This window comes from Intestinibacillus sp. NTUH-41-i26, assembly GCF_032769475.1.
GTDB lineage: Bacteria > Bacillota > Clostridia > Oscillospirales > Butyricicoccaceae > Agathobaculum > Agathobaculum ammoniilyticum.
In genome coordinates this window covers 285136-311463 of the sequence record NZ_CP136477.1, presented here as the reverse complement: position 1 = coordinate 311463, position 26328 = coordinate 285136, and the positions used below count along the sequence as shown (strand labels likewise).

27 protein-coding genes and 1 tRNA gene are annotated in these 26328 nt (G+C 55.7%); 8 read left to right on the top strand and 20 right to left on the bottom strand.

The window, feature by feature from the left end; genetic code table 11:
• The first annotated feature begins 49 nt into the window (after positions 1–49).
• The 4 genes from pfkB (at position 50) to RX717_RS01435 (ending at position 3623) form a co-directional block, all read left to right on the top strand.
• A complete protein-coding gene (gene pfkB / locus RX717_RS01450; protein WP_107631139.1) occupies positions 50–973 on the top strand; it encodes a 1-phosphofructokinase in 924 nt (307 codons plus the stop codon).
• Positions 974–1097: 124 nt separating this feature from the next.
• Positions 1098–1958, top strand: coding sequence for a dTDP-4-dehydrorhamnose reductase (gene rfbD, locus RX717_RS01445; protein ID WP_107631140.1), 861 nt, complete (start codon positions 1098–1100; stop codon positions 1956–1958).
• Positions 1955–3229, top strand: a complete 1275-nt coding sequence (locus RX717_RS01440) for a dicarboxylate/amino acid:cation symporter (protein WP_107631141.1) — start codon at positions 1955–1957, stop codon at positions 3227–3229. Before rfbD ends, RX717_RS01440 begins: the two co-directional genes overlap by 4 nt.
• A 307-nt stretch (positions 3230–3536) precedes the next feature.
• Positions 3537–3623, top strand: a tRNA-Leu gene (locus tag RX717_RS01435).
• A 48-nt stretch (positions 3624–3671) separates the two neighbouring features.
• On the opposite strand, the gene RX717_RS01430 is transcribed toward RX717_RS01435, so the two are convergent.
• The 3 genes from RX717_RS01430 to RX717_RS01420 form a co-directional block, all read right to left on the bottom strand.
• Positions 3672–4925, bottom strand: a complete 1254-nt coding sequence (locus RX717_RS01430; protein WP_159068095.1) for a tyrosine-type recombinase/integrase — start codon at positions 4923–4925, stop codon at positions 3672–3674.
• A gap of 50 nt (positions 4926–4975) precedes the next feature.
• Complete coding sequence (locus RX717_RS01425) at positions 4976–5221, bottom strand: helix-turn-helix domain-containing protein (protein WP_054328375.1); 246 nt, start codon at positions 5219–5221, stop codon at positions 4976–4978.
• A 328-nt stretch (positions 5222–5549) separates the two neighbouring features.
• Positions 5550–5858: a helix-turn-helix domain-containing protein gene (locus RX717_RS01420; protein WP_082397401.1), complete on the bottom strand. Its 309-nt coding sequence runs from the start codon at positions 5856–5858 to the stop codon at positions 5550–5552.
• 633 nt (positions 5859–6491) lie between these two features.
• Here RX717_RS01420 and RX717_RS01415 point away from each other — a divergent pair.
• Positions 6492–7007: an NAD(P)H-dependent oxidoreductase gene (locus RX717_RS01415; protein ID WP_054328374.1), complete on the top strand. Its 516-nt coding sequence runs from the start codon at positions 6492–6494 to the stop codon at positions 7005–7007.
• Entirely contained in the window at positions 6992–7609 is a 618-nt protein-coding gene (locus RX717_RS01410; RefSeq protein ID WP_054328373.1) for a hypothetical protein, read from the top strand. The genes RX717_RS01415 and RX717_RS01410 overlap by 16 nt, the downstream gene beginning before the upstream one ends.
• Positions 7610–7927: 318 nt before the next feature.
• On the opposite strand, the gene RX717_RS01405 is transcribed toward RX717_RS01410, so the two are convergent.
• The 15 genes from RX717_RS01405 to RX717_RS15865 all read right to left on the bottom strand — a co-directional run bounded on the left by RX717_RS01405 (position 7928) and on the right by RX717_RS15865 (position 19516).
• Positions 7928–9370 carry a vWA domain-containing protein gene (locus tag RX717_RS01405; RefSeq protein ID WP_316960520.1) on the bottom strand — a complete coding sequence of 481 codons (1443 nt, stop codon included), beginning with the start codon at positions 9368–9370 and terminating at the stop codon, positions 7928–7930.
• A gap of 177 nt (positions 9371–9547) precedes the next feature.
• On the bottom strand, positions 9548–10189 hold the full coding sequence (locus RX717_RS01400) for a single-stranded DNA-binding protein (protein ID WP_054328371.1): 642 nt from the start codon (positions 10187–10189) through the stop codon (positions 9548–9550).
• A 22-nt stretch (positions 10190–10211) separates the two neighbouring features.
• Entirely contained in the window at positions 10212–11579 is a 1368-nt protein-coding gene (locus RX717_RS01395; RefSeq protein WP_316960519.1) for an AAA family ATPase, read from the bottom strand.
• Positions 11566–11850, bottom strand: coding sequence for an LPD11 domain-containing protein (locus RX717_RS01390; RefSeq protein WP_054328369.1), 285 nt, complete (start codon positions 11848–11850; stop codon positions 11566–11568). The genes RX717_RS01395 and RX717_RS01390 overlap by 14 nt, the downstream gene beginning before the upstream one ends.
• The gene (locus RX717_RS01385; RefSeq protein WP_054328368.1) at positions 11847–12140 is read right to left on the bottom strand and encodes a hypothetical protein; all 294 of its coding nucleotides are present in this window, start codon (positions 12138–12140) and stop codon (positions 11847–11849) included. Before RX717_RS01385 ends, RX717_RS01390 begins: the two co-directional genes overlap by 4 nt.
• Positions 12137–12376, bottom strand: a complete 240-nt coding sequence (locus tag RX717_RS01380; RefSeq protein WP_147574447.1) for a hypothetical protein — start codon at positions 12374–12376, stop codon at positions 12137–12139. The genes RX717_RS01385 and RX717_RS01380 overlap by 4 nt, the downstream gene beginning before the upstream one ends.
• Positions 12376–12903, bottom strand: coding sequence for a hypothetical protein (locus RX717_RS01375; RefSeq protein WP_054328366.1), 528 nt, complete (start codon positions 12901–12903; stop codon positions 12376–12378). Before RX717_RS01375 ends, RX717_RS01380 begins: the two co-directional genes overlap by 1 nt.
• Positions 12896–13528 (bottom strand): hypothetical protein, encoded by a 633-nt coding sequence (locus RX717_RS01370; RefSeq protein WP_054328365.1) that lies wholly within the window; start codon positions 13526–13528, stop codon positions 12896–12898. The genes RX717_RS01375 and RX717_RS01370 overlap by 8 nt, the downstream gene beginning before the upstream one ends.
• A gap of 213 nt (positions 13529–13741) precedes the next feature.
• On the bottom strand, positions 13742–14035 hold the full coding sequence (locus RX717_RS01365; RefSeq protein ID WP_147574446.1) for a hypothetical protein: 294 nt from the start codon (positions 14033–14035) through the stop codon (positions 13742–13744).
• Positions 14032–14523 carry a sigma-70 family RNA polymerase sigma factor gene (locus RX717_RS01360; protein ID WP_054328362.1) on the bottom strand — a complete coding sequence of 164 codons (492 nt, stop codon included), beginning with the start codon at positions 14521–14523 and terminating at the stop codon, positions 14032–14034. The genes RX717_RS01365 and RX717_RS01360 overlap by 4 nt, the downstream gene beginning before the upstream one ends.
• Positions 14504–14914 carry a hypothetical protein gene (locus tag RX717_RS01355; protein ID WP_147574445.1) on the bottom strand — a complete coding sequence of 137 codons (411 nt, stop codon included), beginning with the start codon at positions 14912–14914 and terminating at the stop codon, positions 14504–14506. Before RX717_RS01355 ends, RX717_RS01360 begins: the two co-directional genes overlap by 20 nt.
• A gap of 17 nt (positions 14915–14931) precedes the next feature.
• On the bottom strand, positions 14932–16071 hold the full coding sequence (locus tag RX717_RS01350) for a hypothetical protein (RefSeq protein WP_054328360.1): 1140 nt from the start codon (positions 16069–16071) through the stop codon (positions 14932–14934).
• 25 nt (positions 16072–16096) lie between these two features.
• Positions 16097–16954: a helicase-related protein gene (locus RX717_RS01345; RefSeq protein WP_316960518.1), complete on the bottom strand. Its 858-nt coding sequence runs from the start codon at positions 16952–16954 to the stop codon at positions 16097–16099.
• Complete coding sequence (locus tag RX717_RS01340) at positions 16905–19082, bottom strand: DEAD/DEAH box helicase family protein (protein WP_316960517.1); 2178 nt, start codon at positions 19080–19082, stop codon at positions 16905–16907. The genes RX717_RS01345 and RX717_RS01340 overlap by 50 nt, the downstream gene beginning before the upstream one ends.
• 365 nt (positions 19083–19447) lie before the next feature.
• A complete protein-coding gene (locus RX717_RS15865; protein WP_390126316.1) occupies positions 19448–19516 on the bottom strand; it encodes a hypothetical protein in 69 nt (22 codons plus the stop codon).
• 398 nt (positions 19517–19914) lie between these two features.
• Here RX717_RS15865 and RX717_RS01330 point away from each other — a divergent pair, with 398 nt between their 5' ends.
• Together RX717_RS01330 and tnpB are read left to right on the top strand one after the other, a co-directional pair.
• Positions 19915–21126 carry an IS110 family transposase gene (locus RX717_RS01330; RefSeq protein WP_054328578.1) on the top strand — a complete coding sequence of 404 codons (1212 nt, stop codon included), beginning with the start codon at positions 19915–19917 and terminating at the stop codon, positions 21124–21126.
• A gap of 1260 nt (positions 21127–22386) precedes the next feature.
• Complete coding sequence (tnpB, locus tag RX717_RS01320) at positions 22387–23004, top strand: IS66 family insertion sequence element accessory protein TnpB (RefSeq protein WP_147574256.1); 618 nt, start codon at positions 22387–22389, stop codon at positions 23002–23004.
• Here tnpB and groL read toward each other — a convergent pair.
• Together groL and RX717_RS01310 are read right to left on the bottom strand one after the other, a co-directional pair.
• A complete protein-coding gene (groL, locus tag RX717_RS01315) occupies positions 22954–24588 on the bottom strand; it encodes a chaperonin GroEL (protein ID WP_054327876.1) in 1635 nt (544 codons plus the stop codon). The two genes, tnpB and groL, sit on opposite strands and share 51 nt — an antisense overlap.
• 92 nt (positions 24589–24680) lie before the next feature.
• Positions 24681–26327 (bottom strand): BCCT family transporter, encoded by a 1647-nt coding sequence (locus RX717_RS01310; protein ID WP_316960516.1) that lies wholly within the window; start codon positions 26325–26327, stop codon positions 24681–24683.
• Between the last annotated feature and the right edge of the window lies 1 nt (position 26328).

Here is a 26328-nt window from a genome sequence, read left to right as displayed (position 1 = left end):
CGGAACTGCGGTATCATACTATTATAATAAGGAAGAGGAGGCAGCCTCCATGATCTATACCGTTACACTCAATCCCTCGCTGGATTATCTTGTCCAGACCGACCGCCTCCGCCCGGGCAGGCTGTGCCGCATACACGGCGAAACCCTGCGCCCCGGCGGGAAAGGCGTCAATGTTTCGCTTGTCTGCGCGGCGCTCAGCCTGTCCACGCGCGCGCTCGGCTTTATCGCGGGCGGCACGGGTGCGCTGTTCGCCTCCCTGCTGGCCGAAACCGGCGTGGAATACGATTTCTGCCGTTTGGGGCGGGGCATGACGCGCATCAACGTCAAGGTTTGCGCGCGCGAGCAGACCGAGCTTAACGGCGCGGGGCCTGATATCCCCGCGGACGCGCTCGAAAAGCTGGCCGCGTCGCTGGACACGCTCGGCGGCGGGGACTGGCTCGTTCTGTCCGGTTCGGTCCCGTCCGGCGTGCCGACGGATATTTACGCCCGCCTGCTCGACCGCGTGCGGGCAAACGGCGTACACACGCTCGTCGACGCCTCGGACGACGCGCTCAAAAACGCCCTGCCATGCGCACCCGACCTGATCAAGCCTAACCTGGAGGAGCTGGACGCGCTGGTCGGCGGCGCGCCGCGCAGCCCTGCTGGCATCGCCGCCTGCGCGCGCGAGCTGCAGGCCGCGGGCGCGAAGGACATCCTTGTTTCCTGCGGGCCGGACGGAGCCGTACTCGTCCCCGCTACCGGCGCAGCGCTCCATCTGGACGCCCCCGCCGGCCAGGTGGTCCAAACCGTCGGCTCCGGCGACTCCATGGCCGCCGGCTGGCTGTACGCGCGCCTGCATGGCTTTTCCGCACCCGAGGCGCTGCGCTTCGCGGTCGCTGCGGGCAGCGCGGCCGCGTTCTGCGGCTGGCTCCCTGACCGCGCCGCGGTCGAGGCGGTGCTGCGCCGCACCGCCGCCCCAACGGAAATCCGATAATTTTTCTTCCGCAGCGCACACTTTTATGGTATACTGATACTCCATGCGCGCAAAATCTGAATATACAGGCGCATGCCCGAATGGAACTGCGGTTTCGATCGAAGATTATATCGAGAGGTGTTTTATGAGTATCACGACACGCGTCTGGATCGCAGGCGCAGGCGGCCGTTTGGGTTCCGCTCTGTGCCGCCGGTTCGACCGCAACACAGGCTTCCGGCTGCTGGCAAGCGACCTTGACGTTCGGGTGGAGGACAGCTTCCAGGTCGGCCACTTCGCCGACCTCAACCATCCCGACGTTATTATCAACTGCGCCGGCCTGACCGACGTGCGCGCCTGCGAGCGGCAGCCGGAGGAAGCGTATAAGGTCAATGCCATCGGCGCGCGCAATCTCGCGGTCGCCGCGCGGCGCATCGACGCCAAGCTGATCCAGCTGTCGACCGACGACGTTTTCGACGGCGCAGCCTCATCCGCGCTGTGCGAGTTCGACGACGCGCATCCGGCGACCATGTATGGCAAAAGCAAGTACGCTGGGGAAAAGCTGGTGCGCGAGCTGACGGATAAGCACGTGATCGTGCGTTCCTCTTGGCTGTACGGCGCCGGGGCGGACGATTTCGTCGACCAGGTGCTGCAGGCGGCGGCACGCGGGGAAACCGTGCGCCTGCCCGAGGACGAGATTTCCTCCCCGACCTCGGCGGACGCGCTCGCCGGCTTTATCGAATACCTGGTCAGGGCGCGTGAATACGGGCTGTACCACGCCTCCTGCGAAGGGGCCTGCTCGCGCGCGGAATTCGCGCGCGAGATCCTCCGTCTGAGCGGCTTCGCGGATTCCGTTGTGGAGCCTGCGGCCGCAGACGAAACGCTGCGCCCGCGCTTTACACTGCTGGACAACATGATGATGCGCATTACCGGCATCTACCATATGCCGGACTGGCGGGAGGCGCTTGGCATGTATCTGTCGGAGCGGAACGCGGGAGGGCTGGCATGATCGAAACCGGAAAAATGAGAAAAAACAGCCTGACCACCAAAATCTTTATCGCTCTGCTGCTCGGCGCGGCGGCCGGCGCGCTGCTGCACGGCTTTGCGGACGGGTCCGCTTTCGTGCAGGACGTCCTGGTCGGCGGCATATTTTATGTTGTCGGCCAGGGCTTCATCCGGCTGATGCAGATGCTGGTCGTGCCGCTCGTGTTCTGCTCGCTCATCTGCGGCGCCGCCGCGATCGGCGACACCAAGACGCTTGGCAAGGTCGGCGTCAAAGCGATCGGCTTTTACCTGGTCACAACCATGCTGGCGGTCGCGGTTTCGCTGGGCGTTGCCTCGCTGCTCAATCCCGGCTTGGGGCTGGATATGTCCCAGGTGCAGGCCGTGGATACCACGGTCACGGAAAGCGCGGGCTTTGCCGAGACGCTGCTGGACATCATCCCCAAAAACCCGATTGAAGCGCTGGCCGCCGGAAACATGCTGCAGATCATCGTATTTGCGCTGATCATCGGAATCATCCTTGCCAGACTGCAGGATAAGGTGCAGCTGGTAACAAACTTTTTCCAGCAGGGCAACGACATCATGATGGAGATGACCATGATGATCATGCGGCTCGCGCCGGCGGGCGTGTTCTGCCTAATCGCAAAAACTTTCGCCGAACTGGGCTTTTCCGCGATGGTCCCCATGTTCAAATATATGGCGGCCGTCCTGCTGGCGCTGCTGGTGCAGTGCCTCGGTGTGTATCAGATCCTGCTCAAGCTGTTTACCGGCCTCAACCCGTTCCGGTTCATCCGGAAATTCGCGCCGGTCATGGGCTTTGCGTTCTCCACCGCGACCTCGAACGCAACCATCCCGCTCTCCATCGAAACGCTGGAGGAAAAGGTCGGGGTGGCGCGGCGCATCTCGTCGTTCACGGTCCCGCTCGGCGCGACGATCAACATGGACGGCACCTCCATCATGCAGGGTGTGGCGGTCGTATTCGTCGCGCAGGCGTTCGGCATCGCGCTGACGCCCGCGGATTACCTGACCGTCATCGCCACGGCCACGCTCGCTTCGATCGGCACGGCCGGCGTCCCCTCTGTCGGCCTGGTGACGCTGGCGATGGTGTTCGACTCGGTCGGCCTGCCGGTTGCCGGCATCGGGCTGATTATGGGCATCGACCGCATTCTGGATATGGCGCGCACGGCGGTCAACATCACGGGCGACGCGGTCTGCACCACGATCGTCGCGCACCAGGACGGCGCGCTGGATAAGCGTGTGTTTGAAAAAAAGGCGTAACTTTCGCCGCCCCGCCTGTTTGACAGGCCGCGTCCGGTCTGCTATAATAACAACGATGCATGCCGCCATGGCGGAACTGGTAGACGCAGAGGACTTAAAATCCCTTGCGTTCAAAACAAATCCCAGACCATGCAGCATGCAACATTCTGTTAATTTTATTATTTTTTGTGATAAAAACCTATCTTTTCAAGTGGATATTCTTCATGTTGGCAATTTTCTTCCTCCTTTTTGTCCCCTGCATGTTGGCAAACACTTCGGTGTTTGCCAACACTTTGCCAACAAATCGTACAAAAATGTATTTTCATATGCCGCCATGACGGAATTGGTAGACGTATCAGACTTAAAATCTGAGGCTGGTTTCAGCGTGCGGGTTCGATTCCCGCTGGCGGCACCATCACCCAAGGACTCCTGCGACTGTTACCGTCGCAGGTTTTTTATTCCCTCACTCTGATCCTCCCTTTCCAAGCACATCAGAAACTATTCTTGCCGCGGCATTCGCGGTGCCGATTTTATCGGTATAATTCAAATGCGTGTAGATATCCGCTGTGGTTTGATAAGTGGAATGTCCCAGCCAGACTTGAATCTCCTGCAACGATATCTTTTTTCGGCATAGCATTGTCGCACACGTATGCCGCAAATCATGGAATCGGATTTTTTTGAGGTTGTTCTTTTTCAAGAACCATTGAAAATGCCGCGATACATAATCCGGCTTTATCAATTTCCCGCATTCATTCACAAAAACAAAATCCCTATCGTCTTGTTCATATGCTTTGCCATAAAGCTTGCGATTCCTGTTTTGTTGAAATTTTAGTCTCAACAATTCTTCTTCGATTGAGGGAACCAGCGGTAAGGTCCTGTTACTGCTTTTGTTTTTCAGCAGGCTATCCTTTACATATACCAGCTTCCCATCTATCAAGGTCTCTGTCACCTTATAGCAAATGTGAATACTCTTCTCCTTGAAATTGATTGCCGACCATTTCAGACCGAGCAATTCGCTTCTACGCAGGCCATAGGTCACATCCATCAGGATAATCAACGCCATCGGGTCACCGCGCATTGCTGCGAACATCTTTCGCAAATCATTTTCGTCATACGTTTGTGGAATATAACGCACATGCTTTGGCTTTAAATCCTTATCCAGCACCGCGAAAGGATTAACCGGTAGCAGTTTTTCTCGAGCCGCTTTTCGCAGGGCTTGATTCAGAACAGTCTGGTAATGCAGCAGTGTGTTCTCCGACACACCATTACGCCGTTTATACCGATAAAAGTCTGCAATATCTTTGTCGGTCATCTGCTCAACAAGAATGCCTTTTTGCGCAAAATACGGCGCTATGTAGCTTTGCACATCCTTCTGATATGCCCCAAACGTGGTCGGCTGAATCCGATTCCGACGGGACTCCACCCAATCCAGAAGGTATTCTGAGAATAGGATCCCGCTTTCTGACTGTCCCCTACGGTTTTGATGGGTCTCTCTTTTTGCTTCGCGTACTGCCGTTGACTCTAATACCTGATCCTCGGGTTCCAATACAGGCTTCCATTCCTGTATAGCATCCTCCATCATTTTTTTGGCGCGTCTGCTATTACCTCGAATCGGAAGTTCTGTATCGATCCATTTTTGTTTCCGCGCACCTGATCCGTCCTTATAAATCAAAACGATCTGCCAAGTGCCTCTTTTTTCATATATGCGGGCTGTCACAATAATACTCTCCTTTCCAGGCAGCCCCATACGCATTGTTGACGGCTCTATTATACATCATTCCTGTCGTTTTCTCTACCCGTTTCTGCATCCGATCCCAATAGGTAATCAATAATGTGCATTTTTGCTATAATGTACTTCTTTCCATTGCGCCGATATGGTATTTTCCCGCTTTGCAGAATCTCATATGCTTTATTTTTACCCAGCCCCAGCATCTGCCTGTACTGCTCAAATCCAACCGCATCAGGATAATCACTAAAAATTTGCCGATAAAATGTTTTCTTTTGATATGGCATCCTTCTGTCACTTCCCAATTATAGACTTCATTACCCCAAAGGGTCCATCGGTATTAAAGCCGCCGATGGTCGCTGCCCATCTTCCCTTATATGCTAACGGCTCTGGGCTCTCCGGCGTTTGCTTCATAGGAACGCACCCATGCTCTTTACTTTTCAAGGTTCACACAATCGAATGTAGATTCCAACTATGGCTGCGTATATCATCAGCCTGTTCCAATGCATTCCTATACAAAATGTATTGGAACAGAATGACAATCTTCTTGATATGTGGAGATACTCCCCGCGCACGTATCATTCCAATAAGAAAGAGTACCTCCACTACGCAAGATTATTTGTGATCTATTTCACTGACATGATATAAAAGTAACTCTGCAACATTATTAATAAAAGAGCGTCGCCACCCAGTCAAATTGTTTATTATATCCTTCGGGTATTTCTCTACACCAAGCAGGAAGTCAATGGTAACACCATAAAACTCTGCTAACTTTATCAAATTTTCGTATGTTGGTTTTCTCAGATTTGTTTCATATGCCGAAATTGCCGATTCGTTTACGCCAATATATCTTGCTACCTCTTTCTGCTTGTACCCATTTGTTAATCTCAATTCCCTTAATTTCACAGATAAGTTCGTATTCATATATTAATCTCTCCTGTCTATTTTCGGAACCTACCTCGCCAGAACTGAGTATAATCAGGCTGATGTCTACGTTCTAATTTTAGAATACCAGATTTTGTATTTCGTGTGGTGGATTTCACATTGCGGACTGAAATATTTGGGGAAAATTTTTCATCTTTGTTTCGTAGCTCTATCTACTTCACCAAAGGATATAACTGTGGATCTCCGACCTTTACTCAAACCGTACTTTGGTTTTTACAGTCAAATCGGGATTTTGAAGGCGTATTTACTGTTGCCCTTATCGGCCAACCTGATTTTCTTACCGCTCTTTTCATCTGTCTCGGTGATGCTCTCTACTACATAACAATTAGTTTAGTGGTGGATTCTTCTTTTTGTGAGTTCCTCTCGTCCGTTTCAGCGGAGCGGACCGGCATTTTCAAATCCACCTTGGAATGCTATGAAGCGAACGACTTCAAGCGAAGCAGCCCGTCAGCTTGTCAAACTGACAGACTTCTACCAGGTATACCTTGACTTCTATCTTGGTTATGCTATAATTATCGCAATTATCGGCAGACAATCCAGTCGCCATTCGTCATGCTTATGCGTACGGAATGAATACCGTCGTGACAACATCAAACGGGAGGCATAACCGCAATGAACCTTTTACTTTCAGACACCGCTTTGCCGGAAACATTGCCAGTCTTGCCAGAAACCTTTTATGTGGATCTCTCCCAGTTGCAGATCGGCAGCTGCCTTGGATGCTTTAGTTGTTGGGTGAAAACACCTGGCCGGTGTGTGCTGCGAGATGATGCAGCAGCCATATATCCTCTGATTGCGTGCAGTGACCAACTTCTATATGTGAGCCGGGTCTATTGCGGTTCTTATGACGTACCAATGAAGCAGATGCTGGAACGATCCATTCCAGTTCAGCAGGCATTTATCCGTCTACACCACGGCGAGACACACCATGTGCAGCGTGCCGTTGCTGAAAAAGCTGCTGTTATTATTGCATATGGCGACATCCTGCCGATAGAACAGGATATTTTCCGCGCTTTAGTAGCACGCAATGCCTATAACATGAACTTCCGAAGCTACCGGATTCGATTCGTCTCCGAGGCAGAGCGGGATGAAACAATTCTGGAGGAGGTATCCGCATGGGCAGGTTACTGATTATAAACGGCAGTCCGCGCGCACCGCGCTCTAATTCCAGGCGATATGCTGCATTATTCCGCAGGTATTGGAAAGAACCCGTGGACGAATATCTTGTAACAGATTGTCAGCATACTCTGATTTGTGCGCAGCTTAGCAGGTACGACCATCTGCTCCTGGTTTTCCCGTTGTATGCGGATGCTTTACCTGCAGCATTGCTTCGCTTTCTACAGGAGATGGAGCGCGCCTTACTCCCTGCCAATCTTCGGGTCCACACCCTTGTTAATTGCGGTTTTCTAGAGCCGGAGCAGAATCATACCGCACTTGCGATCCTGCAATATTTCTGCGCAAAAAACAGTATGAAGTATGGCTCCTCACTTTGTATTGGCTCTGGCGAGGCAATATTGGATACCCCATTTTCCTTTCTGGTCAGGCATAAAATCAAAAAACTGGCGTCATCCATACACACTGGCCACTATGATGCTTTTTCTGTTACCATGCCGCTGACGAAAAAAATGTTTATACGGGCTTCCACCAGGTATTGGCTGTCTTATGGCAGCAAAAACCATATTTCCGAGGTGCAAATGCGTACGATGCAAGTAGAGGGGGATAATGAAGCGTAACTGCATACAGCAATAGCCTCGTTTGTTATAAAGTTTCAAATTTCATGCTCAAATCATATGTCCCTGTGGGCAAAATCAAAAGCCCCCCCCTTAATCAGCAAGTAGTTTTGAATAGATGGTTAGCTAGTTTTTGCATAGATTCCCCTTAATCTTTTGTAGGCATTTTATATGCTTGTATGGGATCAATAATTTTTGGGGGTCTCCTGCCGATAGTGTCCATCTGTTTTCTTTGCATTTATGGATATACCGCTAATGGAAAATGGCTGCCTAAATAGACAGCCACTTTTCTTCCCAATGTAATATCGATATCGCGTTCTATCAATTTAGTATCGACTTTTCCATCTCCTCCCTTTCCATTTCACTTACTCTGCATATCTTCTCACAGAATTTATCCAGGCTGAACGTCATCCCCGGGTCATCGGCATCCAGCAGCAGACCAACCACAGAGCATCGTGCGTCCTGTATTGCATCCCGCAGCTGTTCCGCCAGCTCATCGGATATGGAGCGCCTCCCGTCCGTGATAAACAGGATATCCGCGTCCTCAAACTCTTCCTCGTTTATCAGCCGCAGGGCCTCCCTGATCGGAGTCTCAAAATCCGTGCCGCCGTCAAAGAAATGCTCCGCTGCGGATAGCAGGTCGGCGGACGTGTACTGCCCCGGCAGGAACCGGTCTGTCCGTATCTGGCCTGCACCGGAGAAATGGACCAGCGCAAATTTGCGCCCTTCATGCGCGCAGCTATCCTGCACGGCCAGCGCCAGCGCCTTGCCCCACTCGGCGTTTTCCCCTTTTGTGGAGCCGGACTCATCCAGGCAGACAATGATACCGCCATGCCCTTTGTGGACGCGCTCCCGCTTTGCATATTGCAGTAGTCCTTTCGCATTGTACTTACGCAGGAACAGCGGCGTCGTTGCTGGGGAGGCCAGCAGCGCCAGCTCGCCGGAGAGCAGGTTTTTCAGGTCACGCCCGCGCATAATCGAATATTTTTCCCCGCGGCCGTGCGCATAATCATTCTTGCGCAGCTCGGACAGCATCTCCTTCATGCGCCCCAGCTGGCGGGTGACGCCCAGCAGCATCTCATTGCTCTTTACCCTGTCCAGCATCTCGCGGTCATGGGCCGCTTGCTGCGCAGCATTTTCAGACGTCCCATCTCCCCAGCACCGCCGGACATAGCGGGCCAGAGACGCGGCGTCCATGCCCTGTTGCAGCGCAGTATGCACCGCCGCTTCTGTTTCCACCTGTCGTTTGCGCAGCTTATCCCGTATCATTCCGGACACGGCCCGTATCTGCTCCGCCGTGCTTGCCGTCTCTGCGGCAGCGCGGAGCGCCTCCGGTGTCTTGGCCGGATCGGCCTGTGCGTCCCGCACCAGATGATAAAGCCTTTCCGCCGCTGTATCATGACGGCGCGTCAGCCGTTCCAGCACGGGCAGCAGTCCGCCCGCCGCCCGGTCGATACCTTGTACCGCTTCGGAAAGCGCCTGCCGCACTGTGCGCGCAGCTTCCATCGCTGCGCTGTCCTCTCCCCTGCACAGATGGTGCAGGGCGGCAAACTGCCCGTTATCCTGCAGCCCATCCAGCAGATATGCCCAGACAAGGCGCGCTTTGGGGGACAGCTCTTTTTCGCTCCCCCAGCGATATGTATACGCATAGAGCAGATGGAACAGGTCGGCCAGCAGCGGTGCGGCAGCATCCAGCCCATTGGCCGTGCAGCTGTCATGGAACGCCATACGCTCCAGCCGTGTCGGACGGGTACAACGATCCATACGTTCCGGTCGTTGGTATGGTGCAGTAAGATTGAATAGCGGTGAATTTACAATCTGATCCAGCGAAGAAAAACGGTATTTCATCCATAGCCTCCAGGTTATCAGGCGAAAAAGCAGGGTGGACGCCCTGCTTTTCCATATTGTTTTACCTCTGTTTCTCCATATCACGCTTGCCGTTCAGAACGGCGGGTTGCCGGCTGGGACGCCGCCCGGCCCCCATGCGTAGCTTTCCGGTACGCCGGAGAAATCCGGCGTCGGGTACTGCGCCGCAGCGCCGGGCACCGGCTGCGGGTAGCCCAGCGCCGACGCCGCCTGTACCGTTACCGCAGGCGCGGCCGCCGGCTGGGGCGCCTGTGCCGCTGCCGGCTGTACCGCGGGCGGGGCAGCATACCCCTGCGCCGCGGGTACGGCTTGCTGCGGCGCATATCCAACTGCTGGTGCGGGTACCAGAGCGGGTGCAGCCGCGGGCTGCGCAGCGCCGTCCGGCTGGGCGTCCTCCGGTTTCCTGTCCAGAAACTTCACCTCGGTGCGCACCACCTCAAACGCGGAGCGCTTCTCGCCCGTCTGCTGGTCCTGCCATTCGCGGCGCTGGATCGCGCCAACCACGCAGAGCAGACGGCCTTTGCGGCCGTACTGTAATACGAACTTCGCCTGCTGGCCGAACACCGAGCAGTCGAAAAAGTCCGCTTCCGGCTCGCCGTCACGCTTGTAGTCACGGTCCACCGCGATGCGGAAGCTCGCGATCGGCTTTTCCGGATCTTTCCCGCGCTGGTCGGGGTCCCTGGTCATGCGCCCTATCAGGATAACTTTATTCAGCATTCTGTTTTCCTCCTTTTTCTCTTCATGCCGCGGACTGTAATACGGCCAGCTGCGCCAGCGGGGACGGTGTGAACGAGCACGCCTCGTGCGCCCTGCGGTTCAGCTCCTCAAGCGCGGCGAGCGCGTCCCCCGCCTGCCGGCGCTGGTCGTCGGTCTGGGCGGCGGTGTCCAGCGTCTGCCACTCGCGGTACAGCGCTGCAAAACCGGCGCGGAGCTGTACGAGCGCCCTGGCCTTCTGGCCGTCCGGTGCGTCGTTGAATGCGCCGGACGCGTCCTTCGCTTTCGCCAGCAGTTCCTCCAGCCGCGTGCGGAGCGGGTCGTCGCACAGGCGCGTGAGCACGGCCTGTACCTTTTCTATCTCCGCCGGCTCGTTCCAGAGGTAGTTCTTCAGCTGCAGCAGGTCCTCCGACTGCACCTCGGCATGGCCGGCAAGCCAGGCCGCCGCCTGCGCCACCGGTCCATAGCCGAAGAACGTGCGGTCGGATACCGTGATACCTTCCCGCCGCAGCTCGCACAGCACATCGTCCATCAGCTCATTGACCGCCTCCGGAACCGAAATCAGCTTCACCTGCGCCTGCATGGCGTACAGCTCGTCCAGCGAGAAGGTCGCCTTCACCTCGCCGAAATGCCCGCCCTGCTTGTTCCGCAGGACTGCGAGACGGGATGTGCGTTCCTGCACGTCCTTTGTCACAACGCGAAGCTGGAAGCGGTCATAGAGCGGGGCGAGGATCTGCTCTTCTTTATTCCGGAAGTTCGGCATCTCATTGGAGGCCGAAAAGAACGAGATCACAGGAATGTCCACCGTCACGCCCTCGTTGGTGTACCGGCGCTCGTTGAGCGCCGTGAGCAGGGAGTTGAGCAGACCATCCGCCGCTTTAAAGATTTCATCGAGGAAGCAGATATGCGCGTCCGGTATCTTGCCGGCCGTGATGGTCATAGGCGTGCCGCCGTGCAGCAGGGACAGCCCTTTCCGGTACTGCTCCAGCTTTTCGATCAGAGCCTGCATCCGCGTAGCCGCGGCGTTATCCGTCGGGTCTGCGCGGAAATCCTCCGCCGCCTGCGCAAGCTCCTGCCGGAGCATCCGGTAAGTACCGTCCTGCTCCAGCACCTGCGCAGGGACCGCGCCCGGTATCAGACTGGCCAGGTCGAGACGGCCGAACAGGGCTTCCTCATCCGTCTGCCTGGACAGCAGGCGTTCGAACTGCTTTGCGCCCGTGATGCGTTTGCGGAACTCGTTCACCACGAAGCTCTTGGCCTGCCCGGGCGCGCCCAGAATGAACAGGTTGCTCCCGCTCAGCAGCGCCAGCGCGATCGTCTGCACCAGCTCGTGCCGCTCCGCGGCCTCGCTGTTTACTTCCTCCATCACGGCCAGCATCTTATCTCTCAGCATGCGCATCTCCTTCCAGCATCCGTTTTTCCAGTGACAGGATTTCGTCCATCGTCATCCATTCAGGCTTCCCATCCGAAGGAAAGCTGTTCCAGACCGCCTTCATGTACACGAGTTGCTCTACAGCGTCATTCGCCCAAAGATACCTGGGGTCTCGTCTGCCATAGCTCAAAAAGTACAGGCAGTCCTGCCGCATCCGATCCAGCAGCTGGTAGCGGAAACGGTCATCGCGGGAAAGGATAAATTCCAGAGTATTTTGCTTCATCCCTGTCATTTTGCTTCCCCCTTCCGTTCGGCGGGGAGCTTCAGCTCCATCGCGCAGCGGAAGCCCTTTACAAACGCATCCTCGCATTCCAGATCACGCAGCAACTCGAAATCGTGCGTGGTCGCCTCCAGCAGCTTCACGGTCTCGCGATCCGAGACCGCTGCCATCGCCGCAAACGCCAGCGAGATACGGAAAGAAAGCCCGCGGATCTGGCTGCCGTTGATCTCCGGTTGCTCGCTTGCCGGCACATACTTACCGCGGTACAGCTTGCGAACCGCATCCGTATTCAGTGCTTTCATTCCGCTTCGCCTCCTGACTGGAACAGCACCTTTGCAGTGCCGGCATAGCGGACCTGGAAAACAGTATCCGGATGCATCCGATGCAGCAGGCCGGCCCGCTGCTTCAGGGTCTCCAGCTTCACCTCTGGGACAAGCGTCGCGTACATCAGCGGCACGGGGAACGCGCCGTTTGCCATGTCCACCGCGCCGAAGCGCGTATCGCCTTTTCCCTTTGCATAGAGCATGAGGTTTGCCATTACGATACCTCCGTATCATCTGATTTGCCGGGCTGGATACGCTTCACATCAAAGAACGCCGTGCGGAAATCGTGAGGGGCGGCGCAGTAAAAGAAAAACTGCCCCAGCCCTGTGTCGATCTCCACCACGTCTCCGGTATGGATGCTTTCATCCGGAAGCGGCGAGGACAGGTCCCCAGCATTCGCCTGCTCATAGAAAGCTTTCGGGGATAAGCCGGTTTTCCCTTCCGCGCGCAGCCGGTACCGGTGTGCGAGGGGGAACACAAGCTCCCTGTCTCCCGCTTCGTCCGCCTCCAGCAGCCGTGCCATCACGGCGGATCGCTCATCCGCATAACTGTAGATGCGGTACTCGCGCGGTGCTTTCCGTTTGGGACACCACTCCGGCGCCTTATACGCCGGGTCCTTCTTACGGAACGGCTTGCGGCGCTTTTTGTTCTTGAAACCGCTGCAATAGCGGCTGGAGCCGTAGTCCAGATGCGCTTCACAGCCGATACAGCCGGGTTCTGCAAAACTTTTCTGCTTAAACATCCTTTTCCTCCCTCAAATAGTCACAGATCTTATCCTTATGCGCTTCCAGCGGGAAGCGTGCGCCGCCATGCCGGCGGCTCCACCGGCAGAGCGCGCGGTACAACAGCTTCAGCCGCGTCAGGCTGAGCCGCAGCCGCGTGCATGCGTCCTCCATGTCCTCCTGCAGCTCGTCCAGCCGCATCAAAACGGTATCCCGCCTGTCCCCGCGTTCAGCTGCCAGTTCTTCTTTCTGCAGGAAATATTCCGCTACAGCAGAGTCTGCAGACAGGCAGGACAGCACACGGTATGGATACAGTACTGCTTCGTCATGCACCGGCAGCAGGCGCCTGTCCATTTGTGACAGGAGGAACGATGGGAGCGGAAGCTCCGCTTCTGAACCACGATACGGCTTTGGCAGTTCTGCGATCCTTTCATACGGGATCTCCCATGCCGGCGCGCTGTGTGGATGGGGCAGCACCGTAACGTCCCTATCCGTCAGCAGGACGTCGTAAAGATGGTACGCCCCGCCGTCCACGATATGCCCGACGCCGATATACCAATGCCCGGTCGTCAGCGGGCGGCTCATAAAGAGGAAACAGCAATCCACCAGATCATAAGTGGTGTTGAGGGTAAACAGCTTATCCACGGCGTCCCCCTTTCTGCTGCATCTCCAGTTCCGCTTCATATCGTTTCAGACGTTCGGAAAGCGCGGCCTCCCGTGTACAGCTCGGGCCGGTATACTGTTTCCTGAACCCTGATCTCCAGCCGACACGCGCCATTTTTTCGTTGTTGCGGCGTTTTTCTTTTTCCAAAGCTTCTTTTGTCCGCGAAATACGGTATTGCAGCTGCTTTACTGTACTCACGCCGCCCCCCCGTTCAGAGCCGCACGCCGCACCTCATACAGCTCCGGATGGTACTCCAGCAGCTCCCCAAGCGAGAGTTCGGACACGAAATACGGCCCGCTTTCCGGCCGCTCCAGATCGTCCGCGATAAAGCGGCGCGCCTGTCGTTCGGAGGGAAAGGTGAGCGCCTTGTCCAGGCTGCCCAGGTCCACCATGTGCCGGCCATCGTTCAGGAAGTGGTCCGCCACAAAGGAGTACCGTGAGCGGTACAGGTAGTACACCACATAAACGCCGGTATGTACGCCCATCATGCCGCCTCCCTTCCGGGGGCGGCGCAGACGGGGAAGCGGTACACCCTGCAGCTGCGGACAGCATGGGCCTTTTGCAGCGCGGCAGCCCGCTCCTGACGGATGGCAATATCCGCCGGATCTGCACAGCTCTTGTCCGGCAGCACGTCATACAGCGTGCCGCCATCCTCCCTCCATGCATCCAGACTGAGCGCCACGGGCGCTTTGCGCTCTTTGTGCCGCTGGCGCAGCAGCGCGTTGCGGATGCGGCTGTACGCGATCGTAGTGAAGCGGTACCTCTGCAGGCTCTCGTCCGTCATGTACCGCTGCGCCGCGAGCATCAGCCCCAGCGCGGCTTCGCCGTACAGGTCCGTGTCCGCTTCCGTGCCGAGGTGCAGGTCATGCATCACACGGTAGATCAGGTTGTGATAGCGCTCTGCGAGCGCGCGTTCCGCGTCGGTCAATGGCCTTGTCATGGTTTTCCCTGTCATATCAGGCAGCCTCACTTTCATTTATTGTCCGTCCGTTTCGGTACACCACAAAAAAGTAGTTGAAATCCCCATGGTTCACCATACAGCGCAGGCGGTAGCCGTTCACCGCGCCCGCATACGCGAAATCGTATGTGGGACACCAGAAGTCATGCCGCTGCGCCTCCGGATTGGCGGCGCAGAAGCGCCGCATGGCCTGCGCGCTGTGCAGCACGGTCTTCCGCAGCCGTTTGAACACCGCGTTGGCCTCGTCTATGCTCTGGGCTGTGAGGAAACAGCTCCGCACAGGATACCACATGTTCATCCGCCGCGGCTCGAACTGGCCTACGGCACAAAGCAGCCGGTCTTCCGGCCGCAGCGGGCATATCCTTTCCGCAACAGTGGCTGGGATCAGGATCAGCTTTTTGTTTTTCATGTACGACTCCTTTTTTCTCATGCAGCTTTCTTCTTCCGTTTCGGCTTTTCCACTTCTTCCTGCGGCATACGCGTTGGCATCAATACATGCAGCTCGCTGCCCGTGCGCAGCATCAGGGTGCCTTTGCCGTCTAACAGCAGGGCCGTCTCTTTCCCGTTTACCAGCTTCGCCGCCTGCAGCAGATAGTTGTAGGTATAGCAGAAGCCTTCCCTGGGAAGCGGCGTGCGGACGTCCGCGGGAAATTCCGTCCCGCCCTGTACGGCCTGCCGGTCCCCGCTGATATAGCCGATCTGCAGCATCCCTTTGCCCGTGCGCAGGATCACGCGCGCGCCGGCTGTGCCGCCAACACCTGCGCGGTGCAGTTCCGCACAGAACAGCGCGCCGTCCACATACGCCTCATATGCCGTCTGGAAGCGCTCCAATACCGGCTTCAGGTCCACCGCCTGATAAGGGCTGCGCTGGACGGAAAAGACCATGCCCGGCCCGAGGAACAGCGCGGTACCGCCGTCCACGCCGATCCGGCAGTGCGGCACGCCGCGGAACACCGCGAGCAGCACCTTCATCGCGTCCGCCGGTATCAGCAGGTCTATCGGCTCATCCTGCGCCGCGTCCTCTCTCGCCACAGTCATGCGGAAGCCGTCGCAGCTGGCCGCGCTGAACTTGCCGTCATGGACGGTGAGATGCACGCACTTCAGCTGCTCTTTCCCCTCCGCCTTGCCCTGCGCGGCGGAGAACAGCACCCTTGCGCTGACCTCCGCGAAGCCGGAGCAGTCCAGCAGCTGTGCGGGCGCGGGCGTACCCACGGCGGGGTACTTGTCCGCATCCATCAAAGGGAAGACAAAGGCGGCCTTCGCGTTGCGCACCTCGATCTGCCTGCCGTCTGTGGCGACAGACGTTGCTTCGTCCGCAAAGGCGTCCAGCATCCGCTGGAATACCGGCGCGAACAGCAGCGCCCTTCCGCTTTCCTCCACGCGGCACGCATGCCGCACCTGTAAGGTGCAGGTCCGGCTGCGCGCGGTGAACATCACCGTGTTTGAAGCGGCGTCCGCTTCCATCAGGACGCAGGCATGCTCTTTGGATACAAAATACGTCCCTATCGTCTGGCTGCAGCGCCGGGCGATGGGCAACAGCTCGGACCGGTTCGCCAGAAATCGCATCGTTCCATCAACTCCTGTTCTTTCTTCATCCTGCCAGCTCCCACAGCGATAACTGCTCTGCGGGTGGTACTGGCCGTATCTTTGTTTCTTTTCTCACGCTGACCGGCACGCTCTGCTGTCCGCATTCCGCTTCCTGTACCTGCCGCTCCTGTGCCGGATGCAGCACTGCCATCTTGCGGAACGACGCCGCGATATCCTCCACTGCGTCCTCATGCCGGATACCTTCGGCCAGCTCACGGGCGAGCGCGGACGTCATATCCTCGCTCTCGCTCATCGCGGCCAGCCCTTCGTCCGTGAGCACGCCGCCCTCGATCACGCCGGCCACCGCCAGCTTAGAGGCCATCAGCCGGACCGCGCGCTCCTGCATGGTGTGCCGGTAGTACAGGATGTACACCTCCACACGGGGCGCGGTCTGGTTGATGCGCCACGACCTGCGGCTCGCCTGACGGAACGTGAACAGCTTGAACGCCATGTCATAGAAGATGAGCGTGGTGAAGTCATTCAAATCCAAGCCGGTTTCAACTAGATTTGGATTTACGATCATCACCTGCATGCCCTGCCGGAGGTGGTTTGCCACCCATTCCTCGCGTCCCCGAGGCGGGACGGTATCCTCCATGATCTCGGCGCGGATGCCGGCGTCCGTGAGGAAGCGTTTTAAGCGTGTCCGGCTGTCCAGACGCACCCAGTTCACGTAGAGCAGAACCCGTTCGCCGGCGTTTACCTTGCGGCGGATGATCTCCAGCGTGCGCCGGTCTTTTTCGGTCTGTTCCTCCGGCGCACCGCTGTCCTCCGGCACCAGGATCGGGTCTGCGGTGACCGGATGTACGACCGGCTTATGCCCATACGGCTGGTCCGGATAGGCCATCATGAGGTTCAGGGACACGGACAACAGCTTCCGGGGCGAGCTTACGCCCTTCGCGGCTGCGGTCCTTGAAGATCTCATGGAAAGCGTGCTCCAGGTCGTCACAGGCTCTTTGCTGGTTCTCCGGAAGCCTGAGCGGCACAGGGATCTCCTCGTACTCCGGCAGGTCCTTGCCCATATCCATGAGCGAGAGGAACACGCCGTTCTCCAGCAGGAAGCGGCTGTACACCAGCGGCGAAACGCCCGGCTTCTGACGGGAGCGTTTTTTCCGCTTCGCGGTGCGCCGGTTGCTGTTGTACCCGCCTTCCGTTACTTCGTAAGTGTCCTCTGTCACGCCGTATTCCCGCGCAAACTGCGCGGGGGCGGCATAGCTTTGCCCATCCTGCTCCATACGGCATGCACACATGCGGTAGAGCAGATAGAAGATACCGGAGGCATAGCCGTTGATGAGGGTTGCCGTCATGCCAATGCATTTTTTCGCGGCGGCGAACAGCTCGCCCATCGCGTCCCCCTGGCCGCTGTCCGCGGAAAACTGGTGCAGTTCATCCGCTATCAGGCCGTCTATCTTCCCTCTGTACCGGTTTTTGATATAGGTGCTGAGCGGGAAGCGGCGGCACGCGCCGCGGGCGGCCATGAAACGGTCCGGCTCGCGCAGCAGGGCGGCAAGCTGCTTTTTCGCCGCCGCTGTTTTGCAGGCGTCCCGCGCAAGGTACGCAAAACGGCGGTGGACATAGCCCAGATGGCTGATGCGCACCCATTCGCTCTGTTCCTCCGCGGTTGTGGCTGTCCAGAGGACAGCGCCGCAGCCTTCGCACTTGCGGTTGGCGCGGGTCTCTGTCCGGAAGTATTCCGGCGTAGCGTCTGTCAATGTCCGCTTACCGCAGTCCATGAATTCCATCTGGATCACGCTGCCGCAGTCCGGGCAGGTAAAGCCCTGCCGCCTTGCGTCCCATCTGGCCGCTGGGCGGCGCATATAGCCGTCCCGCGCGCTTTCCCTGGACAGGACTGCAAACACGGTGCGGCCGCCGCGGGCATACCCCGCGTAGAGGGCGTCCATGTCCGCCGGCGTCCGCACGATGGCAGCACGCGCGTTTGGGATGGCCTCCTCCAGCTCGCGCACCCATTTGCCTGTCATGTGGGAGGGGCAGAGGACGATATGCAGGCACTTCCTGTGCTTTTGCAGGAAGTATGCCTGCAAGGCGAGGCTGCCGACCTTAGACTTTCCTGACCCGCATTCTGCGATGAGCAGGCCGAACCTGGCGGTCTGCAGCCTGCGCCGAAGCGCTTCCGCGGCGGCAAGCTGGGCGCCGTACAGGTGGTACCCTGCCGTCTGCGCCACGAACTGGTCCAGCCCCAGCACCCCCTCTGACAACGGCTCCTGGGCCGGATCATACAGGGGCTGGAACTGCCCGCGGATGCGGGACGCGATCACGGAACCGAACGCCCGCAGGTAGCCGGCTACGCCGTTGATCTCTGTAAACGCGTCCGGCTGGCAGGGCCATGTGCTGGGGATACGGATAACCCCTGCTTTCAAGCCGTCTGTAAGTACGTCCGCGATATTCTGATCGTCCGGCGTGCAGGTGAGCCGCCATATGGCAAAGGGCTCCCCTGTTGTGTACACACGGCACGGCGCCAGCATATCCCTTGCCTGGAGCTCGTTTATCATGTAGTCACTGAATTCCGGCAGCATGGGGATGGTGCTTACTTTGTCGATCTCATGATACAGGGCGGTTTTGTCCCGTACGGGGCAGGCGAGGTAATACACCCTCGCCTCCTGCGCTTTATCTGTTTTCTCCTTTTGTTCCTTTCCCTCCATTTCTTCCGTCTGTTGCTTTTCGCCCTGCTTCCGCGCGCTCTGGTTGTCCCAGAGCAGGGCAGCCACGGCATATGTACCGTCTCTGGATACCTCCTTGCTGTACCGCCCCTGTTGGGGGGTGCATACCAGGGTTTCCCCATCCAGCTGCACGGACAGCGTGCCTCCGCCGCTGACCGCGTTGACAAGGCCGGCTGTCACTTCCGGATAACCGCCCAGCCGGACCGCGATGAGCAAATTGTCCCGCGGGTCCACGGCAACGGTATCCGCCCAGGCTGTAAGGGTGATTGTCTGGGCTGGGTCACTGTAGATGGCTTTCATCAGCTTTTCTGTCATTGCATATTGATCTTCCTTTCTCTTTGGCGCAAAAAAAGACCATACAGTATCCGATAGTGGATTTCTGTATGGTCTAGTCAGGTGATGAATCAAGTACGGAGATGGTGTTCGGTCCAGACAGGCAGACTGCCTCCTGGGCGGGTTACTCTGACACGAATTACTCTGACCTGATTTCTCCTTTAATATAGCACGGCTTATCTGTTTTGGAAAGATGAAATGTTTTTATCTTCTCCGCAGGCTGTTGCAATGTTGGCTCGGTACTGGTAACATTTGTAATAGACTTAGGAAAACCACCGTTTATGATGTTATCCATAACGGCGGCATATATAGGTTGATTAGTGTTTCTGCCTTTGAATGATGGTTATTTACAAATCCTTTGCGTCGATGAGCGTTTCCTGTTTACGCTTCGACCAGTAAAAAGGAAAGTTTTTCAATACGGTATCCTCCCTAATTGATATTATGTGTTTTTCTGCCGCATATGGGACAAAGTATCTACTCTAAAGTAAACATATTACGCTGGAAGTATTCAGCGAGTACCGGATTTGCATAAACTCCTATTACAATAGATTTACGGTTCAAGGCACGGCAGCCAGCCGTGTCTTTTTCCGCGCCGTTGCCAAAGCTGTTAGAATGAGAGTGTCTTGGCCTGATGTTAAACTCCAAGGACCAATGCGTCCGTTGTAAAGTCCGTCAGCCAGCCTCTCCTTCGCAGCGTTCGATTTATGCAGGTTGAGCCGCCACATCGGTGCGCCCGTGTCATCAAATAGATTGGATCGGCAATGATGAAATGGCTGGACGCCAAAAGACAAATCTACGATGAGGAGCGTTGTGCATGAACAATGTAGCAGGGGTCGATGTTTCCAAAGGAAAGAGCATGGTAACTGTTCTCCGTCCCTTCGGGGAAGTGGTGGCAAAGCCGTTTTCTGTTGGTCACACCGGCAGTGAACTCAAGGAACTGGCAAACTACTTGAAAAGCCTGGACGGTGAGACGCGGGTGGTCATGGAGCACACTGGGCGCTACTATGAGCCGGTGGCCCGCTTTCTCCATGAGGAGGGCATCTTTGTTAGCGCAGTCAATCCTAAGCTCATTAAAGACTACGGGAACAACACCCTGCGCAAAGTGAAAACAGATAAGGCAGACGCCAGGAAGATTGCCCGCTATGGGCTTGACAACTGGGTAGAATTGCGCCAACATACTCCTATGGACACGATTCGGATGCAACTGAAAACGCTGAATCGGCAGCAGGGGCTGTACTCCAAAACCAAGACGATGATGAAAAACAACCTCATCGCCCTCTTGGACCAGACCTATCCCGATGTCAACGCCCTGTTTGACAGCCCTGTCCGTGAGGACGGCAGCCAGAAGTGGGTGGACTTTGCCACGACCTTTTGGCACGTGGACTGTGTGCGGGCTATGAGCCTCACTGCTTTTATGGAGCGCTACCGCAAGTGGTGCAAACGCCACGGCTACAACTTCAGCCAGAGCCGGGCCATTGAGATTCACATGGAGGCGCAAGACCTGATTGCCATGCTCCCCAAGGACGCCCTGACCAAAACCATGATCCGGCAGGCCATTGACGCGCTGAACGCCGTCTCCAAATCTCTGGAGCAACTCAAGGCTGAAATGCGCACTCTGGCTGCCCAACTCCCCGAATATCCAGTTGTCATGGCCATGCGCGGCGTAGGCAATTCTCTCGGCCCCCAGCTCATGGCAGAGATTGGTGATGTGACCCGGTTTGCACACAGAGGCTCCATTACGGCTTTTGCCGGTGTTGACCCTGGCGCTGACCAGTCTGGCACCCACGAGGCCAAAAGCAACCGGACATCCAAAAGCGGCCCGCCGGAACTGCGCCGCGCCTTGTTCCTAGTCATGGACTGCCTTTTGAAAACCATGCCTCAGAATGATCCAGTGTACCGTTTCATGGACAAGAAACGAGCCGAGGGCAAGCCCTACCTGGTTTACATGACAGCCGGCACCAACAAGTTCCTGCGCATCTACTACGGCAGAATAAAAGAATATCTGGCATCTCTGGAGGGAAATTAAGGAAGCATCCTTCCTTGTCGGGGAACGATACTGCATTTACGCTAAAAACATCTTATGACAGAAAGAGAGCGATTAAGATGTTTTTAGACAATTTATCCACCTCCGTCCTCAGATTATGTGATACTCGCAAGCTCAGCTATGAAACTGCCTCGGAACGATGTGACCTCAGTTCCAGGTACTTTGGCGACATTGCCAGAGGCAAAACCGCCCCAACGATCTTGACATTGGAAAAACTCTGCGTTGGTTTTAATCTGACACCAAATGACCTGCTGATTCCCTCGGCAATTTGGAGGGAAATGTCTTTCCGCAAACCCATGCCAGTGACGCAGATCCGCTGCTTTCATTTCCTTCATGGCCTTACTGGCTTCTCAGTCTGCCCTCAATGTGGAAAGACTATGGAACGGGAATACCAGCCTTACTGTGACCGCTGTGGGCAATGCTTGGATTGGAAAGACTTCTCCAAAGCAACCATTCTGCTGCCTCAGAAATAACACTCCTTGATACATATCTTCCTATCTGGCCAGCGCATTTTACCATCTGGCCGCTTTGGGTATGCCCTTTTTCTTTTCATCATTTTCTCCATTCCCCCTATTGACTTTTTATTTGCAGACTTTGCAGATGTCTTTTTTGTCATACCCATTTTTATTTGCTGTTTCTTTTAATTCCCTCTTAACAATGCTTTACAGGTTTTATTTGCAGACTTTCGGTTGCCTTGCTGACTTTGGCGTTAGTCCTGTTCCCGACAGATGAAAACGTGTCGGAAACATAAATCAGGGATGTAAATGACCGCCCTATTTTGCGGGCGGCGATTGAGGCAAAGGCCGATGTACTCCTTACCGGCGATAAAGTTTTTTTAGGATCTGGCGTAAAAATCCGGCGATTATGACACCGGCAGAATTTTTGAAATATTGTCTTGTTGAAAAGGCAGCGGGCCAGATAAAAAAACCGCGGCCCGCTGTGTTTACATCTGCTGAATCTCATTTTCAGCGTACGCTTGATTTTATCGCAGTAACCGTCAGGTAATCGGACGGATTGATAAATAGTGGAGGGAGTACGATAATGTCCCCATGACATACGTCAGTGACGACAGTGATGGGAAAGTGGGGACATTATGACGGTGAGGGAGGCAAAAGCCGAGGCCAACATGAACAGGTGGCAGTAATCATCACTGAATAAAGGCAAAGCGTGCAGAGTATAGTGGAATTCTGCACAGGACGGCAAATCACAACCGGCCTGTTCTACAGGTCGCAGAGAAAAGTTTTGAACCGGCTGATAGGAAGCCAAACGGGTTCAAACGAGGGGCGGTGGATTTGCTTTGCAGAATTGCCGCCGGTAGAAGCCTTTCCGATGCCGCAGTTGTCGTCAGCATCAGAACCACAAACGGAGATATCAAAAGAGGCGGTTGCCACGCTCCGCATAAGAGGTACTGAAATAGAGATTTACGCAAGAGCGGATGCAGTTTTAGTAGAGACGTTGTGCAGGGGGGATTCATGCTCAGTGACTTCAATGGAGCTATACCTTGCAGTTGGATATACGGATCTGCGAAAAGGGATTGACGGGCGGGCGGCTCTGGTGCAGCAGCAATTCGAACTTGATCCATTCACCAATACGCTGTTCCTTTTTTGTGGCCGGCGCAGAGACCGCATGAAAGCCTTCTATTTGGGAAAAGACGGCGTCTTACTCCTCTACAAACGTCTGGAGGAAGATGCTTCCATTGGCCAAGAAGCGGGAATATGGGTACACTATCGAACTCGCCACACTATTTATCAATCCGTTTATCAATCCGTCCGATTACTTGACGGTTACCAGAAACGTTTTTGTTCGGTCTTAGTAAACCTTCTTGTTGGATTCTTCTCTGGTCTTGCCGCCCGAACGTAGCCATGCCTCGTCAATCGGGTCGATGACATCCACCTCGGTCGTCAGGAATACCGACGCCATGGAAGCAGCGTTCTTCAGCGCCAGCTTTGTCACCTTGGCCGGATCAACAATGCCTACCTCTGCCATGCGGACAAACTCTCCGGTGATGACATCCAAGCCAACGCCATTTCCCTGCTTTACTGCTTCCGAGGCAACCACGCCGCTGTCAAATCCGGCATTCTGCGCAATCTGGCGCATGGGTTCCTCTAACGCCTCCATCACAACCTGTGCGCCGGAAAGCTCATCGCCGGTAAGCTGCTGCGCATACTTGCGCACCGCAGGAATCGCATTACAGAACGCAACACCTCCACCGGCAACAATACCCTCCGCAAGCGCGGCGCGGACAGCATTGAGAGCATCCTCAACGCGCGCCTTCTTTTCTTTCAGTTCGAGTTCGGATGCCGCGCCGACACGAATGACAGCAACGCCGCCTGCCAGCTTGCCGAGACGCTCCCGCGCACGATCCACTGCAAATTCATCTTTCGCCTCAGCCAGCATACGGCGGAGCTTTTCTATCTCCTCCGCAATCGCTGCCTTGTCGCCTGCACCGCCGACGATAATGGTCCGGTCCTTGCGGACAGTGACCTTCTCCGCCTCGCCAAGCATATCTACCGTCGCCTTTTTCAGATCATATCCGGTCTCTTCGCGAACGACGGTCGCGCCCGTGAGCAGAGCCAACTCATCCACCAGCGCCTTTTTGCGCTCCCCCACGCCAGGCGCACGCACCGCAACCGAGTCAATTGCACCCTGTAGCTTATTGATCACCAAAGCCTTAAGCGCTTCACCTTCCACATCCTCTGCAACAATCAGCAGCTTTCTGCCGCACTGCGCGACCTTGTCCAAAATTGGGATAATATCACCCAAACTGCTGATTTTCTTATCCGTAAACAAGATATAGGGATGCTCCAGCATAGCCTCCATCTTTTCCGTATCAGTAACCATGTACTCTGAAAGGTATCCCTTGTCAAACTGGCTGCCCTTCACAATCTCAAAGGAGGTATCCATAGTCTGCGAATCTTCAATGGTAATGACGCCATCCTGACCCACCTGATCCATGATCTCTCCCAGAATCTCTCCAGTCTGGCGGTCCGCACCGGAGATCGAAGCGACCTGCACAATATCCTCCTTGCCCTTCGGCAAGTATGCGCTTTCGCCGATCGACTGCACAGCCGCATTCACTGCACCCTGAATGCCCCGGCGAAGCCCCATCGGGTTCACGCCGGCCGCCATATTGCGAGTGCCTCCGCGGATAATCGCCTGCGTCAGCAGCATCGCAGTCGAGGTACCATCGCCGACGGCCTCGTTGGTCTTTTCTGCAACCTGCTTGAGCATCTGCGCGCCAAGATTTTCCGTGATATCGGCCAGTTCGAAGTCCTTGACAACGGCCGATCCCTCGTTTGTAACGAAAACCCTGTCACCGAAGCCGGCGACCATAACATTGCGCCCCTTGGGGCCGATGGTAGTTTTTACTGCGTCTGCCAGCTGATTCATGCCCGCTTGCAGACGCTTTCTAGCTTGATCGCCATAATATAAATCTCTTGCCATGTTGTGTTTACATCTCCCTGACTGCTTTCGCACAGATAGGCATGCGGAAAACACCGCATGCCTATTGTACTTACAAAGTATTTAGGAAAGGATTAAACCTTCTTTTCTATTATCTCACACTCGCTCGCTTCTTGCAAGGCCCCTCGCACATTAGCGTTTTCTTCAATCGTTCCCTCTCTGTCCTCTGCTTCCTTGATCGCTATGATCTCCGCATGGAGACCGCTGCGCTCGTCTTCCTTCAGCCACTTTAACAGGCCAAGCATCATACCGGCCAGAATCAGGAGGAATGGGGCGGAAATGATAATCGCAATGTACTTGATCGAGTCGAACGAAGCACCAACCAGCAGTACAGACATCGGGATGATCGCCAGCAGCACACAGAAGAAGATGCGAAGCGCCATCTTCGGCGTACCGCGCTTGGTTACGGTTTCCGCCAAAGCCAGAGAAGCGGAGTCCATGGACGGCGCGACGAAACCGACGATCAGCACCAAAATCAGGAACGGTAGAAGTGTCGAGCCCAGCGGCAGAGCCTTCAAAATCTCATAAATCGCTGCATCACCAATACCGCTTGCAACCAGGCCGGTTACGTCAACCATACCCTGGGTATGTGCATAAATCGAGAAGCTGCCGTCGATGCCGAAGATGCACATGCCGCCGAAGGACATGATAAAAATGGTGTAGATTGCAATCTCACGGATGGTTCTGCCTTTGGAAACCTTCGCAATGAAGATACCCATCATTGCAACATAGTTCAGGTAGAAAGCAACGAAGTAAATCGTCCAGCTTTCTGCAAAGCCTGTATTCGCGATCGGGTCGGTGAACAGCGCCATACGCGGCAGATCCTGAATCAGATAGCCCAGAGAGTTGACGATATTCTTGAAGATGAACGTCGTTGGCCCCATAAACAGTACATACAGCAGGAAGAAGATACACACGACAGAAGCGATATTACTGATCGTCTGCATACCCTTCTTCGTGCCGAGGAAAGAGGTAAACGTATAAACCAGCGCGATGAATACGATAACGCCAATCTGAACAGCCGGCGTCGCCTCGATACCCCAGAGCGTATTCAGGCCAGAAGTTGCCAGCGGTACACCAAGACCCAGCGAAGAGCTGAGCGCACCCAGAATGCCAAAGATGACCAGAAAGTCGATCACTTTGCCGATGATAGACTTCCCCTTGACCTTTTTGCCCAGCATTGCGCAGCATACCGCGCTCGTCTGGAAAGAAGGGAGTTTTCTGACATACACACCGTAAGCGATCGCCACGCCGGCAATCGTATACAGGGACTGGTTGACAAAGCCCCAGTGGAAGAACTGGTACGCCAGCGAGGACTCGAGCGCTTCCAGGCTTTGCGGCTCCATGCCAAGGCCGGGTGCCTGGTAGTAACTCGCCCATTCTACGAACGACCAGTACAGTGCAGCAGACGCCAGAGACGCCAGCAGCATCATAGTAAAATAGCTAAAGTTCGAGTATTCCGGCTTGCAGTTACCCAAGCGGATCTTGCCATATTTGCCAAAGCCCAGATAAAGGGATACCAGAAAAGAAATAAACGCAACCAGCAGGAAAAACGGCCCCAGCGCATCTATCATGACATTAAAGAAGTTCATGATCGTGTTGAGTGTTCCTTCCGCATTCACAACCATACAGATGATAAATGCAACCAGTATGGCTACGCTAACAATAATCAAGCCTACTTCTACATCAGCGTTTTTATTCTTTTTGGAGTCATTACCCATC

Excerpts from the sequence above, each read along its gene's own strand:
- pfkB (WP_107631139.1), top strand. The coding sequence starts at position 50 with ATGATCTATACCGTTACACTCAATCCCTCGCTGGATTATCTTGTCCAG.
- rfbD (WP_107631140.1), top strand. The coding sequence starts at position 1,098 with ATGAGTATCACGACACGCGTCTGGATCGCAGGCGCAGGCGGCCGTTTG.
- RX717_RS01440 (WP_107631141.1), top strand. The coding sequence starts at position 1,955 with ATGATCGAAACCGGAAAAATGAGAAAAAACAGCCTGACCACCAAAATC.
- RX717_RS01425 (WP_054328375.1), bottom strand. The coding sequence starts at position 5,221 with ATGCCATATCAAAAGAAAACATTTTATCGGCAAATTTTTAGTGATTAT.
- RX717_RS01420 (WP_082397401.1), bottom strand. The coding sequence starts at position 5,858 with ATGAATACGAACTTATCTGTGAAATTAAGGGAATTGAGATTAACAAAT.
- RX717_RS01415 (WP_054328374.1), top strand. The coding sequence starts at position 6,492 with ATGAACCTTTTACTTTCAGACACCGCTTTGCCGGAAACATTGCCAGTC.
- RX717_RS01410 (WP_054328373.1), top strand. The coding sequence starts at position 6,992 with ATGGGCAGGTTACTGATTATAAACGGCAGTCCGCGCGCACCGCGCTCT.
- RX717_RS01405 (WP_316960520.1), bottom strand. The coding sequence starts at position 9,370 with ATGGATCGTTGTACCCGTCCGACACGGCTGGAGCGTATGGCGTTCCAT.
- RX717_RS01400 (WP_054328371.1), bottom strand. The coding sequence starts at position 10,189 with ATGCTGAATAAAGTTATCCTGATAGGGCGCATGACCAGGGACCCCGAC.
- RX717_RS01395 (WP_316960519.1), bottom strand. The coding sequence starts at position 11,579 with ATGCTGAGAGATAAGATGCTGGCCGTGATGGAGGAAGTAAACAGCGAG.
- RX717_RS01390 (WP_054328369.1), bottom strand. The coding sequence starts at position 11,850 with ATGACAGGGATGAAGCAAAATACTCTGGAATTTATCCTTTCCCGCGAT.
- RX717_RS01385 (WP_054328368.1), bottom strand. The coding sequence starts at position 12,140 with ATGAAAGCACTGAATACGGATGCGGTTCGCAAGCTGTACCGCGGTAAG.
- RX717_RS01380 (WP_147574447.1), bottom strand. The coding sequence starts at position 12,376 with ATGGCAAACCTCATGCTCTATGCAAAGGGAAAAGGCGATACGCGCTTC.
- RX717_RS01375 (WP_054328366.1), bottom strand. The coding sequence starts at position 12,903 with ATGTTTAAGCAGAAAAGTTTTGCAGAACCCGGCTGTATCGGCTGTGAA.
- RX717_RS01365 (WP_147574446.1), bottom strand. The coding sequence starts at position 14,035 with ATGATGGGCGTACATACCGGCGTTTATGTGGTGTACTACCTGTACCGC.
- RX717_RS01360 (WP_054328362.1), bottom strand. The coding sequence starts at position 14,523 with ATGAAAGTGAGGCTGCCTGATATGACAGGGAAAACCATGACAAGGCCA.
- RX717_RS01355 (WP_147574445.1), bottom strand. The coding sequence starts at position 14,914 with ATGAAAAACAAAAAGCTGATCCTGATCCCAGCCACTGTTGCGGAAAGG.
- RX717_RS01350 (WP_054328360.1), bottom strand. The coding sequence starts at position 16,071 with ATGCGATTTCTGGCGAACCGGTCCGAGCTGTTGCCCATCGCCCGGCGC.
- RX717_RS01340 (WP_316960517.1), bottom strand. The coding sequence starts at position 19,082 with ATGACAGAAAAGCTGATGAAAGCCATCTACAGTGACCCAGCCCAGACA.
- RX717_RS01330 (WP_054328578.1), top strand. The coding sequence starts at position 19,915 with ATGAACAATGTAGCAGGGGTCGATGTTTCCAAAGGAAAGAGCATGGTA.
- groL (WP_054327876.1), bottom strand. The coding sequence starts at position 24,588 with ATGGCAAGAGATTTATATTATGGCGATCAAGCTAGAAAGCGTCTGCAA.
- RX717_RS01310 (WP_316960516.1), bottom strand. The coding sequence starts at position 26,327 with ATGGGTAATGACTCCAAAAAGAATAAAAACGCTGATGTAGAAGTAGGC.